The 13,033-nt window shown below is 69.6% G+C and carries 8 protein-coding genes and 1 pseudogene; 3 read left to right on the forward strand and 6 right to left on the reverse strand.

What is annotated here, in order from left to right:
• Positions 1 to 146: 146 nt before the first annotated feature.
• The 4 genes and pseudogenes from IPK37_10545 to IPK37_10560 form a co-directional block, all read right to left on the reverse strand.
• Positions 147 to 1,418, reverse strand: a pseudogene (locus IPK37_10545) (IS3 family transposase).
• Positions 1,419 to 1,466: 48 nt separating this feature from the next.
• Complete coding sequence (locus IPK37_10550) at positions 1,467 to 2,045, reverse strand: transposase (GenBank protein QQR99487.1); 579 nt, start codon at positions 2,043 to 2,045, stop codon at positions 1,467 to 1,469.
• Between the two features lie 352 nt (positions 2,046 to 2,397).
• Positions 2,398 to 2,685, reverse strand: a complete 288-nt coding sequence (locus IPK37_10555) for a hypothetical protein (GenBank protein QQR99488.1) — start codon at positions 2,683 to 2,685, stop codon at positions 2,398 to 2,400.
• Between the two features lie 4 nt (positions 2,686 to 2,689).
• A complete protein-coding gene (locus tag IPK37_10560) occupies positions 2,690 to 4,066 on the reverse strand; it encodes an extracellular solute-binding protein (GenBank protein ID QQR99489.1) in 1,377 nt (458 codons plus the stop codon).
• A gap of 257 nt (positions 4,067 to 4,323) precedes the next feature.
• Between IPK37_10560 and IPK37_10565 the strand changes: the two genes are divergently transcribed.
• From IPK37_10565 to IPK37_10575, 3 genes are all read left to right on the forward strand, one after another.
• Complete coding sequence (locus IPK37_10565) at positions 4,324 to 5,619, forward strand: adenylosuccinate synthase (protein QQR99490.1); 1,296 nt, start codon at positions 4,324 to 4,326, stop codon at positions 5,617 to 5,619.
• 41 nt (positions 5,620 to 5,660) lie between these two features.
• Positions 5,661 to 7,451 (forward strand): lysine--tRNA ligase, encoded by a 1,791-nt coding sequence (locus IPK37_10570; GenBank protein QQR99491.1) that lies wholly within the window; start codon positions 5,661 to 5,663, stop codon positions 7,449 to 7,451.
• A 215-nt stretch (positions 7,452 to 7,666) separates the two neighbouring features.
• A complete protein-coding gene (locus tag IPK37_10575) occupies positions 7,667 to 8,560 on the forward strand; it encodes a hypothetical protein (protein QQR99492.1) in 894 nt (297 codons plus the stop codon).
• Positions 8,561 to 8,668: 108 nt separating this feature from the next.
• Here the strand turns inward: IPK37_10575 and IPK37_10580 are convergent, their stop codons facing one another.
• Both IPK37_10580 and IPK37_10585 read right to left on the reverse strand, forming a co-directional pair.
• Positions 8,669 to 10,300 (reverse strand): long-chain-fatty-acid--CoA ligase, encoded by a 1,632-nt coding sequence (locus tag IPK37_10580; protein QQR99493.1) that lies wholly within the window; start codon positions 10,298 to 10,300, stop codon positions 8,669 to 8,671.
• A gap of 217 nt (positions 10,301 to 10,517) precedes the next feature.
• Complete coding sequence (locus tag IPK37_10585) at positions 10,518 to 12,809, reverse strand: UvrD-helicase domain-containing protein (protein QQR99494.1); 2,292 nt, start codon at positions 12,807 to 12,809, stop codon at positions 10,518 to 10,520.
• Positions 12,810 to 13,033 lie beyond the last annotated feature (224 nt).

Here is a 13,033-nt window from a genome sequence, read left to right on the forward strand (position 1 = left end):
CAACGGCGGTGAGACCACTGGTCAGGATTTCTGTGTCTGTGTCTCCTTGGGGTTGGTGGTGGTGATGGTGGCGGGGGGCTGGTTGATCCAGGCCTCGGCGGGAGGTGCTGGCGCGAGGGGTGAACCGCCCCGGCATGTCCGGAGACTTACTGGTTTGACGGCTCCAGCTCTTGCTGGGCTTGGATTCGAGCGTAGTAGAGGTCCTCTGCCTCGACGGGCGGGATGTCGCCGCAGTACTCGTAGAGCCGGCGGTGGTTGAACCAGTCGATCCACTCGGCGGTCGCGTACTCGACGTCGTCGACGGACTTCCACGGCTTGCGCGGCTTGATGAGCTCGGTCTTGTACAGGCCGTTGACCGTCTCGGCCAGAGCATTGTCGAAGCTGTCACCGACGGTCCCGACCGAAGCGGCGATGCCCGCCTCGGCGAGCCGCTCGGTGTAGCGGATGCTGACGTACTGCGAACCGCGGTCGGTATGTGCCACAACGGAATCCAGCGATCGCCCGTCGCGTTGCCGAGCCCACACGGCCTGCTCGAGGGCGTCCAGGACCAGCTGGGCCGTCATCGATGTCCCGCATCGCCAGCCCAGGATCCGGCGGGCGTAGGCGTCGGTCACGAACGCGACGTACACCCACCCTGACCAGGTTGAGACGTACGTGATGTCGGCGACCCACAGCCGGTCCGGCGCGCTGGGGGCGAAATTGCGTCCGACCAGGTCGCGCGCCCGCTCCGCAGCGGGGTCGGCGATGGTGGTGCGCTTGACCTTCCCGCGGACCGCGCCGCTGAGTCCGTCGGCCTTCATGAGGCGTTCGACGGTGCACCGCGCGACCGGGATCTGCTCCCGGTTCAGCTGCAGCCAGACTTTGCGGGCGCCGTACACCCCGTAGTTGGCGGCATGCAGCCGCCGGATCTCACCGACCAGATAGAGGTCGCGCTGCTCGCGGGCAGTCGGGGACTTCCCGACGTGCTCGTAGTAGGTCGACGGGGCCACCGGTAGACCGTGCTCGGTGAGCACGGCACAGATGGGCTCGACACCCCAGCGCAGGCCACCGGGTTCACGGCGGTCGGCGTGCTCGCGGATGAAGTCCACGATCACCGGCAGGGCCGGTCGAGCTCGGCCGCGAAGAAAGCCGACGCCGCCTTCAAGATCGCGTTCGCCCGCCGGAGCTCGGCGACCTCCCGCTTCAACCGGCGGACCTGCTCCGACTCCTCCGTTGTGGTCCCCGGTCGGGCACCGGCGTCGACCTGCGCCTGACGGACCCACTTGCGGACCGTCTCCGGCGTCCCGACCCCGAGCAACTCGGCCACCCCGCGACATCGCCGCCCACTCCGAGCCCTGATCCTCGGCGATCTCACCGACCATCCGCACCGCCCGCTCCTTCAGCTCAGGCGGGTACCGCTTGTGTGTGTCTCCTGGCATGACTCCAACCTTCCCAAGGTTCGAAGTCTCCGGACATGCCGGGGCGGTTCAGGGTGACCGGGTAAATCGGTGCGGATTGGTGGCGTATGCGGCGTTCAGTGTTTGTTGGCGCAGGTATTGGATGTGGGGCCAGGTGCCGTTGTGCACGCTGGCCGGTGTGTAGAACTTCAACCCGGAATGGTAGTGGTGGTTGTTGTAGTATTCTCGGAGGTCGTCGAGGAATTCTTGTGACTCCTTGATGGAGTCGAAGGAACCGGGATAGGCCGGGCAGTATTTCGTGGTCTTGAACAGCGCTTCGGAGTACGGGTTGTCGTTCGAGACACGCGGCCGGGACAACGACCGGGTGATCCCGAGCCGTTCGTAGAGATCAGTGACAGTTCCTGCGATCATCGCGGAACCGTTGTCTGAGTGAATCATCGCTGGAATGACACCGGCGAATCCTTCGATGCAGGCTGTGATGAATTCCTCGACGTACTCTTCCCGGGGCCCGGGGTATGACCGTGCGGCGGGCATCAGTCGGGAAAAGATGTCGATCATCATGAATCCGTAGTAGTAGTGGCCGCGGCGGGGACCAAGGAATGCAGTGATGTCCCGAGAAGCGACCTGGCACGGTCCGGTCGCGTGCAAGTGGGGCACCGCCCGCGGGGGTGCTTGGCCTGGGATCGGCGCTCGGTGAGCAGGTCCGCGGCGGCCAGGACGCGGTACATGGTCCGTGGGGAGGCTAGGTAGCAGCCGCGCTCCAGCAGCGTGTAGTAGACCTGGACCGGTGCCTTGTCGACGAATTCTGCACTGGTCAAGACCTCGATGATCTGGTCACGTTCTGCCGGGGCCAGCGCATTATGCGTCGGCCGGGGTAACGCCGGACCATGATGGAGTCGTTGAGGTTGCGCGGCGCGGTATTTCCCGGCCCGAGACAACCCCACCAACTCACAGGCTGCCCGTGTGGATAGGTCGCCAGCGAGGTCATCCACGCAGGATGTTAACGCCGTCCGGACCTGGTCGTGAGCGCCGAGCTCTCGGAGATCTGCTCCAAGAGCTCGAACGCTTTTCCCAGGGTCGCCACCGTCCGCTGAGAAGCCGCCAGCTCCGCCTCCAAAGCAGACACCCGATTCTGCAACGTGGCGACCCGGTCGGCGCGTTTGCGCTGCGCCCGCGCAGCCTCACGCTCGGGCTGGGCACGCCACTTGGTGATATGACTGGAATACAACCCATGCCCGCGCAGAAAAGCGCCCTTCTTCCCTTCCGGGGTGGCATCGTAGTCCCGCACAAACTCAGCCTTTTGGGCAGCTGTGAACACGCGACGCTGGGGGCGAGCAGGCTGGGCCGGACGGTCGGCCTGAGTCATGATCATGGCAAGTCCTCACGGGTCGTGCCCTCCACGGTCCTACACAACTTTCGAACCGAGTGGTCTCACCCCAGGCTGGCACGGAGGGGAACACCTTCCAGTGGGTCGGTCCTTTGGCCGAGTAGAAGGCGTCGTTGCACATGCTGCGTCGCGTCGGGGTTGTGTTTGGCGTCGGGAAGGCGAGCTTCATGCCCTCCCGCGACGTACAGAACTTCATCCACTCCCACGCCTCGTCCTTGCGCTTCGACGTCCGCATGATGGCGTAGCCCGCGGCTCCCAGCTGGTGTCGCTGGCTGCGCCATCGGGGGAAGAACTGGACGTCGTAGTCGCGAGCGGTCATGCCCGCGTCGGACAGGCCTTGCACCCAGAACCCACCGGCGGGCGTCATTCCGATCGAGCCGCCCGCGAACTGCGCCACGAGTTCATTGCCGCCGCCCTGGGCGGGGCTGGTCCCGAGGCCGGTGGTCACGATCTCGCGGAGGAAGTCGAAGGACTCCAGCACCCGGGGGTCTTCGGCCTTGGGTTGTTCCCAGAGATACCCGCCGGAGCGCCCCGCGGCGGCCGGGTCCTGGCCGTAGAAGATGCGCCAGAGCCAGTCGCCCCCGGTTGCCTTCTCCTGTTTGAGGAAACTGGTGTCGTTGATGTAGAGCCAGGGGACGACGCCGCCCCAGAGCCGGTTGGTCCAGTAATACGGCACGAACGATCCCGTGTTGGCGCGCCGCATCGCCTTGGCCATCGACAGGAAGTCCTCGTGCGTCCAGTCGGCCGCGGGATAGGCGATGTCAGCCTTGGCCAGGGCGCTGCTGTTGAGGTACATGTTCGCGGCGTTGAAGTCGATGGGGAGCTGGTAGAGACTCCCGCGGTACATGAAGGCCTCGATGAGGCTGGGGTGCACGTCCGAGAAGTAGTCGCGCATCTGCCCCTGGTCGCGTTGGACGTACGCATCGAGCGGTTCGGCCAGCCGATCGGCGAACAGCTGCGCCCCCTCGGTGGCGACCACGCACACGTCCGGCGGCGTGCCTGCGGCCACCATCGTCAGAATCTTGGCGAAGAAGTTCGACCAGTCCGCACCCTGGATGGCCTGCATCCGGACCTCGATCTCCGGGTGTTGGGCGCGGAAGGCGTCAACGAGGGCCCGGCGAGCCGCGACGTCCTGATTCGTGCCGAGGATCGCGACATTCAACGCGTTGCTCCCGCGGCCTGGGATGTCGCTAGCGCTCAATCGTGGCCACGAGGCGGCGACCGAACCAACCGCGCCGAGGCCGACCAGCCCCAACTGTGCCCGACGAGTGATGTCGGCCATCATTCTCCCCTTTGAGGGGCCTAAAACGTTTTAGGTTAGCCGAGCTTGGCACCGTCGGATCGCAGCGTCAAGGGGTCACCCTGGACCCCGTTAACGCCGTGGTGCCGGGTCGCCCAGGCATGCCGCTGACGCCTCCGAGCCAGGGATCGGCGGGCCGGTAGACTTGCGCAGTACGAGCCCCGACGTCGCCGTACGTCGTGGGCTTCACGCATGTGCCGAGGGCGCCCCGCGCGCCGTCACGAGGGAAGGTGGCCGCGATGCCGGCGATCGTGCTGGTCGGCGCCCAGTGGGGCGACGAGGGCAAGGGCAAGGCGACGGATCTGCTGGGCAGCAAGGTCGACTACGTCGTCAAGTTCAACGGCGGCAACAACGCCGGGCACACGGTCGTGATCGGCGGGGAGAAGTACGCGCTGCACCTGCTCCCCTCCGGCATCCTCACCCCGGGCGTGACCCCGATCATCGGCAACGGCGTCGTCATCGACCTGGCCGTCATGTTCAACGAGCTGACCGCGCTCAAGGCGCGCGGCGTCGACGTCTCCCGCCTCAAGGTGAGCGCGAACGCCCACGTGATCCCGACGTACAACATCGCCATGGACAAGGTCCGCGAACGCTTCCTCGGCAAACGCAAGCTGGGGACGACGGGGCGCGGCATCGGCCCGACGTACGCCGACAAGATGAACCGCATCGGCATCCGCGTCCAGGACCTGTTCGACCCCTCGATCCTGCGCCAGAAGGTCGAGGCGGCGCTCGACGAGAAGAACCACATGCTGGTGAAGATCTTCAACCGGCGCGCGGTGGATCCTGAGCAGGTCACCCAGGAACTGCTGAGCTACGCCGACCGGCTGGCGCCGATGGTCGTGGACTCCTCGCTGGAGATCTCGGAGGCGCTGGACGCCGGCAAGACCGTGCTGTTCGAGGCGGGGCAGGCGACGATGCTCGACGTCGATTACGGGACGTACCCCTATGTCACGTCCTCCTCGTGCGTGGCGGCCGGCGCGGCCACCGGCTCCGGGATGGCGCCGACCCGCATCGACCGGGTGGTGGCGGTGCACAAGGCCTACACCACCCGGGTCGGCGAGGGTCCGTTCCCGACCGAGTTGCACGACGACAAGGGCGAATTCCTGCGTGACGCGGGGTTCGAGTTCGGCACCACGACCGGGCGGCCGCGCCGGTGCGGGTGGGCGGACACGGTCGTGGCGCGGTACGCGACGCGGATCAACGGCGTCACCGACTATGTGCTGACGAAGCTCGACGTACTGACCGGGCTGGCGTACGTGCCGATCTGCGTCGCGTACGACGTCGGCGGCGTGCGCCACGACGAGATGCCGGTGTCGCAGTCCGACTTCCACCACGCGACGCCCATCTACGAGGAGATGCCCGGCTGGACCGAGGACATCCGCGGGGCGCGGACCTTCGCGGACCTGCCCGCCGCCGCGCAGGACTACGTGCTGCGGCTGGAGGAGCTGATGGGGGCGCGGATCTCGGTGATCGGGGTGGGTCCCGGGCGCGACGAGGTCATCGTGCGGCACGACATGACGGGTGCGGGGGAGTGAGCGGTACGCCGAGTGCGGGCGCCGCCCCCGTGACCGGAGCGGTGACCGGACCCGCAGCCGGGCCGGTCGAGGACTGGGTGACCCGGCTGGCGGACGAGGTCATCGAGGCCGCCGACGCCCGCGGGATCGAGACGATCGTGTGCGCCTCCGGCATCTCCCCGTCCGGGCCGATCCACTTGGGCAACCTGCGCGAGATCATGGTGCCGCACTTCGTCGCCGACGAGATCAAGCGCCGGGGCCGGGCCTGCGAACACCTGCTGAGCTGGGACGATTACGACCGGTTTCGCAAGGTGCCGCACGGCGTCGAGGGCGCCGACGAGTCCTGGGCCGAACACATGGGCAAGCCGCTGACGTCGGTGCCGCCGCCCCGCGGCTCGTCCCACCCGAGCTGGGGGGCCCACTTCCGGGCCGCGATGGAGGCGTCGCTGGCCGAGCTGGGGGTGACGTACCGAGGCATCAGCCAGACCGAACAGTACGGCGCCGGGGTCTACCGGGATGCCGTGCTGCTCGCGATGCGCGAGCGCGGCGCCATCGACGAGATCCTGGGTCGGTACCGCACCAAGGGGGCTGATGCTTGCTCCGACGTACCGTCGCTTGTCGCTTCCGACGTACCGCTTGCTGGAGGCAGCACCGGAGCCGACCCGAGCACGGCGGGGGACAGCGCGGAGGCGGCGGAGGCCGCGGCGGCCGAGGGATCGGGCGCGGCGGAGGAGGACGACGGGGCCGGCGAGGGCACGGCGTACTTCCCCTACAAGCCTTACTGCCATGCCTGCGAGACCGACTTCACCCAGGTCACGGCGTACGACGACGCCACCACCACGCTGACCTACCGCTGCACGAAGTGCGGCCATGTGGATGCGCTCGACCTGTCCCGGGAGAACCGCGGCAAGCTGGTCTGGAAGGTCGACTGGCCGATGCGGTGGGCCCACGAGAAGGTGCTGTTCGAGCCGAGCGGCGTGGACCACCAGAGCCCGGGATCGAGCTATGCGGTCGGGGAGTTCCTCGCGCCGATCTTCGGGTGGGAGCGGCCGATCGGGCCGATGTACGCGTTCGTCGGCATCGCCGGCATGGCGAAGATGAGTTCGTCGAAGGGCGGCGTGCCCACCCCGGCGGACGCGCTGGCGATCATGGAGCCGCACGTGCTGCGGTGGCTGTACGCGCGGCGGCGGCCCAACCAGGCCTTCACGGTGGCGTTCAACAACGAGATCCACCGGCTGTACGACGAATGGGACGCACTCGTCCGCAAGGTTCGCGGCGGGAAGGGGCAGCCGGGGGACAACGCGGCGTACCTGCGCTCGACCTCCACCGCGGAGGCGGAGCTGGCCGGTACGCCGGTGCCGCTGGCGTATCGGGCGCTCTGTTCGGTGGTGGACTTGACCGGGGGCGTGGCCGATCAGGAGCTGCGGATCTTGGCGGCCATGGACGCGCGGATCACGGGGCTGGACGACGCCCGGCCGCGGCTGGACCGCGCCGCGACGTGGGTGGCGACGCAGGCCGACCCGGAGGACCGGACCGTCGTGCGGGCCGAGCCGGACGCCGCGGGCCTCGCGGCGCTGACCGAGCACCAGCGGGCGGCCCTGGACCTGCTGGCTGGCGATCTTGAGGTCGACTGGACGCTCGACGGGCTGACCACCCTGGTCTACGGCATCCCGAAGCGGCAGGCCGGCTTCGATGTCGGCGAGAAGAAGCTGCCGCCCGAGGTGAAGGCCGACCAGCGGGCGTTCTTCGCGCTGCTCTACCGGTTGCTGCTCGGCACGGACACCGGCCCGCGCATCCCGACGCTGCTGCTCTGCATCGGCCCGGAAAGGGTGCGCACCCTGCTGGGCCGCTGACGTCGCTACTCGGACACGCTCACTCCTGACCGCGCGCACGACCGTTCGTGACCTGCTCTTTTGGTGCCATGGCACCCTTTGTGCAGGTCACGAACGGTCGTCCTGTGGATAAGCGGGCGGCTGCCAAGATCCCCAACCCAAGGCTCGCAGCCAGTTATACACAGCCTCCTCGACTGGGCCGGCGAGGCCGTGGCGGTCAGGACAGGGTCGGGTCCATGCGCTATCTCGACCCCGAACTCGCCCGCTATCACCAGGACCTCTACTCCTCAGCCCTGGACGCCGGGGGCCTCCTCACGCGGTGTCAGACCGCGCTGCTCATCGCGCCGGCTGGGTCGTACATCAGCCATTTCACCGCCGCGAGACTCCAGGGCCTGCGCGTGCCGGACTCCGCGGCGATCGACGTCAGTGTGCTCCCCGGGCGCCGTCGGGAGGTCGGTGTTCCGTTTGCCGTGCACCGGGGGAGCAAGGACGCTAGGGTACGGCGGCTGGCCGGACTCCGGGTGTCCGATCCGGTGCAGGTGGGACTGGAGCTGGCGCCCTCGTTGCGCCTTCCGTACCTGGTGGGCCTCCTCGACAGCATCGTGGCGGGGGGCGCGTTCACTCGCGCGGATCTCGCCGCGGCGTACGAACTGCGGCCAGGCCGCCTGCACCGATTCGAGGAGGCCCTCGACCTGGTCGTCCCCGGGTCCGGGTCTCTCCCCGAGAGCCTGGTTCGGGTGTTGCTGCATTTCGCGGGGTTGCGCGACGTCGTCGTACAGCATGCGGTCCGGGATCCGCTCACCGGGGCGACGTACCTGCTGGACTTGGCGTTCCCGCGGCGGCGCGTCGCGGTGGAGTACGACGGCAAGCACCATCTCCTGCCCGCCCAGCAGGCGGCGGACGAGGTACGGCGGGGGCGGCTGAGCGACCTTCTGGGGTGGCGGTTCGTCGTGGTGAGGGCCGAGGAGCTGTACGGCGCCCCGGGCGGGGTGCTTGCCCGGGTCGCGCTCGCGATCAACGAGAACAGCGCGGTGGCCCCGCGCATTGACCCGGCCTGGCGTGACTACTTCACCGAACACGCCAGCCGGCACTGGATCGCGCAGGCCGGCGAAGCACACGACCGTTCGTGACCTGCGCAAAGGGTGCCATGGCACCAAATGCGCAGGTCACCAACGGTCGTCTTGTGGATAACTCCAGCTGCGCGCGGCAGAAAACGACGGTCGTCCTGCGCCGATCGCCTAGTGGATCAGCTTTTCCCGCCCGGCCCATTCCACCTCGCGGAGCTGGAACTTTTGGATCTTCCCGGTCGACGTCTTCGGCAACTCGGCCAGGAACTCGATCGCCCGCGGCGCCTTGTAGTGCGCGATCTGCTCCCTGACGTGCGCGATCAGCTCGTCCTCCGTCGCGGTCTGGCCCTCGTGGGTCACCACGAACGCCTTGGGCCGCTCGCCCCACTTCTCGTCCGGTACGCCGACGACCGCCACCTCGAACACCGCCGGGTGGCTCATCAGCGCCTGCTCCACCTCGACGGTCGAGATGTTCTCGCCGCCGGAGATCACGACGTCCTTGGCGCGGTCGCGCAGCTCGATGTATCCGTCCGGGTGCATCACCCCCAGGTCGCCGGAGTGGAACCAGCCGCCCTCGAAAGCCGTCCTGGTGCCGCCCTCGTCCAGGTAGTACCCGAGCATCACGTTGTTGCCCCGCATCACGATCTCGCCGAGCGAATTCCCGTCGGCCGGTACGTCGTTCATCGACGCGTCCACGACCCGCACCGGGTCGGTCTGAATCATCCCGACGCCCTGCCGCGACTGGACCCGCGCCCGCTCGGCCGGCTCCAGCCCGGCCCACTCGGCCTGCGGCTCGCACACCGTGTACGGCCCGTAGACCTCGGTCAGCCCGTACACGTGCCGGATCCCGAACCCCATCTGCTCCATCTGCAGGATGGTGGTCGGCGCCGGCGGCGCGCCGGCCGTCGTCACCAACACCGGGGACCTCAGCTCCCGCCGCTGCGGGGCCACCATGATCGCCGAGATCACGGTCGGCGCGCCGTTGAGGTGCGTGATCCCGTGTTCGTCCAGCAGCCCCCAGATCACGTCGCCGCGCACCTCGCGCAGACAGACGTGCGTGCCGCCGACGGCGGTCACGGCCCACGGCGTACACCAGCCGTTGCAGTGGAACATCGGCAGCGTCCACAGGTAGACGCTCGACGACGTGAACGCGGAGTGGATGATCTCGCCGAAGCTGTTCAGGTACGCGCCGCGGTGGTGGTAGACGACGCCCTTCGGCTTGCCCGTGGTCCCCGAGGTGTAGTTGAGCGTGATCGGCGCCATCTCGTCCGCGACCGCCCACGGCAGCGGCTCGTCCGACCCCGCCGCCACGAAGTCCGCATAGCGCATCGCCTTGTCGCCCAAGGCATCCCACGCGGACTGCGGGAACTCCACGCCGGCCTGGTCATCTTCCAGCACGACCACGCGCTCGACCGCCGGGGCGTCCCGCAGGGCGGCCGGCACGATCGGCAGGAAGCCCGAGTCCACGACGAGAACGTGCGCCTGGGCGTGGTCCAGGATGTAGCCGATCTCCATCGGCGACAGCCGCGTATTGAGCGCCAGCAGCACCCCGCCCGCCAGCGGCACGCCGAAGTGCGCGACGAGCATCTCGGGAACGTTGGGCAGCAGGTACGCGACGCGGTCGCCCGCGCCGATGCCGTGCGCCTGGAGGGCCCCCGCGAGCCGGGTCGCGTCGTCCGCGAACTGACGGTACGTCGTACGCCGGGTGCCGTAGACGATCGCCGTCTTGTCCGGGAACACGCGAGCGGAGCGGTCGAGGAAGGACAGCGGGGTCAACGGGGTGAAATACACGGCATCGGTCACGGGGGAACGCCTTTCGCCGGGACGGCAGCGGGGATGTCCTGGCCTACCGTGGCGCGGCTCGCGGCGTCAAGGGCGCGACCGGGGCCGCCTCTCCGCGAGGTTATCCACAAGCCGACCGTTCGTGACCAGCGCAAAGGGTGCCATGGCACCCAAAGTGCAGGTCACGAACGGTCAGATGCGCCGCAAGGTCGGCATCATGGGCACCGCAGCGCACGCCTCATTCGCACCGCAGCACGTGCATGCGGTGGGCGGCGCGGGTCAGCGCGACGTACAGCACCCGCGCCCCGCCCGGCGACTCCGCCGCGATCTCGTCGGGGTCGACGACCACCGTGGCGTCGTACTCCAACCCCTTCACGGTCAGCGGGTCCGTCACCGTGACGCGACCCGCCCCCCCGGCGTCCCCATCCATGACGCCGGCCAGCGCCGAGGACCACCGCGCCGGGGCGATCACGGCGATCGCCCCCTCGACCTGCTCCGTCAGCGCAGCCACGGCCTCCCGTGAAGCCGCGACCACCGCGTCCTCCGACGCCGGGACGGCCACCTCGACGGGCTGCACACCCACCTCGCGCACCGCCTCGGGGATGTCCGCATCGGGAACCAGCGGCAGGATCACGGCTGCCGCGTAGTCGAAGATCTCCCGGGCGTTGCGGTAGTTCGTGCCCATGTGGAACTGCCGGCGCGCGTTGCGGCCGAACGCGTCGTCGCGCGCCACCGCCGCCTCCGCGGCGTCGCCCCACGAGGCCTGCGCGGCGTCCCCGACCACGGTCCACGACGCCGATCGGCCACGCCGCCCCAGCATCCGCCACTGCATCGGCGACAGGTCCTGCGCCTCGTCGACCAGCACGTGCGCGTAGTCGCCCGGGCGGCCCACCCGGCCCCAGAGCAGCAGGTCCCGCCGCCCCTCGGCGTCCAGCCCGCCGCCGGGACCGGCCGCCCCCGCCGTACGCTCGCGATATCCCAGCCCACGATCACCGCCGCCCGTGCCGGCCCCGTCCCCGTCGCCGCGCAGCGACCCCAGCGCCACCGCCTCGGCCTCCACCTCGTCGAGCAGCTCGACCTCGTAGAACCCGCGCTCCACGTCCGTGCGCTCCGGCACGAGCCCGAGCCGCGCCGACAGGTCGTCCACCAGGGCCGCGTCCGCGACGCTCCACGTGCCGGTGTCCAGCGCCAGCCGGTACGACGCCGCCAGCGCCTTGCCGTCGGCGGCCGAGAACACCCCGGCCACGTACCGCCCCGTGCGCCCCGCGTCCGCCAACCACAACAGCACCTCGCGCGGGTCCACCGGACGCCACCACTCGTCGAGGAACCGCTCCACGTCGCGGTGGTCGGCGAAGACGTCGAGGAACTCGTCGCGGTCGCCGTCGTTCACCTGCCGCCACGCCGCCTGCGCGAGCGCGGCCGCCATGGCCTCGCGCGAAGAGTTGCGGTGATGCCGGCGCAGCACCTGGGTGCGGAGCCGGTCCAGGGCGCGGCGGTCCAGGTGCACCGGTCGCCCGGTCACCATGACCCGCAGGGCCTGCGGGGCGCCCGGGATGACGTCGCGCGCGGCCCGCGCCAACACCCGCCGCATGGCCAGCGAGCCCTTGAGCGCGGCGACCGCCGGGGGATCGACGCGCGTGGCCGTGACCGCGTCGACCACGTCGCCCACCGACCGCAAGACGACGGAATCCTCACCGAGGGAGGGCAGGACGCGTTCGATGTACGCCGTGTACGCCGCGCTCGGCCCCACCACGAGGACCCCGCCGCGTTCGAAGCGGCGCCGGTCGGAATAGAGCAGGTACGCCGCACGGTGCAGCGCCACGACGGTCTTGCCGGTGCCGGGCCCACCCGTGATCTCCACGACCCCCGTGGCCGCAGCCCGGATCGCCTCATCCTGGTGCGCCTGGATCGTGGCGACGATGTCGCGCATCCGCCCCGACCGGCTCCGGGCCAGGGCCGCGAGCAGGGCGCCCTCGCCGAGTACCACCAGGTCGTCCGGTGCCTCGGCGACCATCAGGTCGTCCTCGGCGCCGATCACCTTCTGGCCGCGGCAGCGCAGGACGCGGCGCCGCAGAACCCCCATGGGTGCCGTGGGCGTGGCGCGGTAGAACGGCTCCGCGGCGGGGGCGCGCCAGTCGATGACCAGCGGCTCGTAGTCGTCGTCGCGGACGCCGAGGCGGCCGACGTACCGGACCTCCCGGCCAGCCGGCCCGCGCCCGCCGGAGCCGCCCGACTCCGGCGAATGCTGCAGGTCCAGCCGACCGAACACGAGCCCCTCGTGCTCACGATCGAGGTCGGCCCGCCGCCGCGCCGCCCGGTAGACCAGGGCGTCGCGCTCGAACAGCCCGGTGGTCTCCTCGTCGCGGACATCGCCCGTCCGATCGGTGCGCCCGCGGGCCAGCCCGTCCTCCTGGACGAGGGCCGCGCGCTCCCCGGCCGTGACGAGCTCGGCGTAGACCCGGTCGACGTGCGCCTGCTCGATGGCGAGCTCGTTCGCGAGTGCGTCCCGGTCCGCCTCGACGTACCCCATCCCACCCCTTGTCGTCCGTGCCGTGCCGGCGGTGCCGCACGGCCCGTTCGGTTGAGTGGGTCAGTCTATCGGGGCGGATTCGCACGCCCTGCCGGGGTGACCGCGCCAGCACCCCGAGTCAGGTGTGCGAACAGTCGGTCGCCCGCATCGGTGGCCCCGCCTCGCCGTCGCCCCCCTGGAATACGAATCCCGTTGCCCTGCATAGGGTCTGGATTGCCAAGAAA

The organism is Austwickia sp. (genome assembly GCA_016699675.1).
Lineage (GTDB): Bacteria > Actinomycetota > Actinomycetes > Actinomycetales > Dermatophilaceae > Austwickia.

Excerpts from the sequence above, each read along its gene's own strand:
- IPK37_10560 (QQR99489.1), bottom strand. The coding sequence starts at position 4,066 with ATGGCCGACATCACTCGTCGGGCACAGTTGGGGCTGGTCGGCCTCGGC.
- IPK37_10565 (QQR99490.1), top strand. The coding sequence starts at position 4,324 with ATGCCGGCGATCGTGCTGGTCGGCGCCCAGTGGGGCGACGAGGGCAAG.
- IPK37_10575 (QQR99492.1), top strand. The coding sequence starts at position 7,667 with ATGCGCTATCTCGACCCCGAACTCGCCCGCTATCACCAGGACCTCTAC.
- IPK37_10585 (QQR99494.1), bottom strand. The coding sequence starts at position 12,809 with ATGGGGTACGTCGAGGCGGACCGGGACGCACTCGCGAACGAGCTCGCC.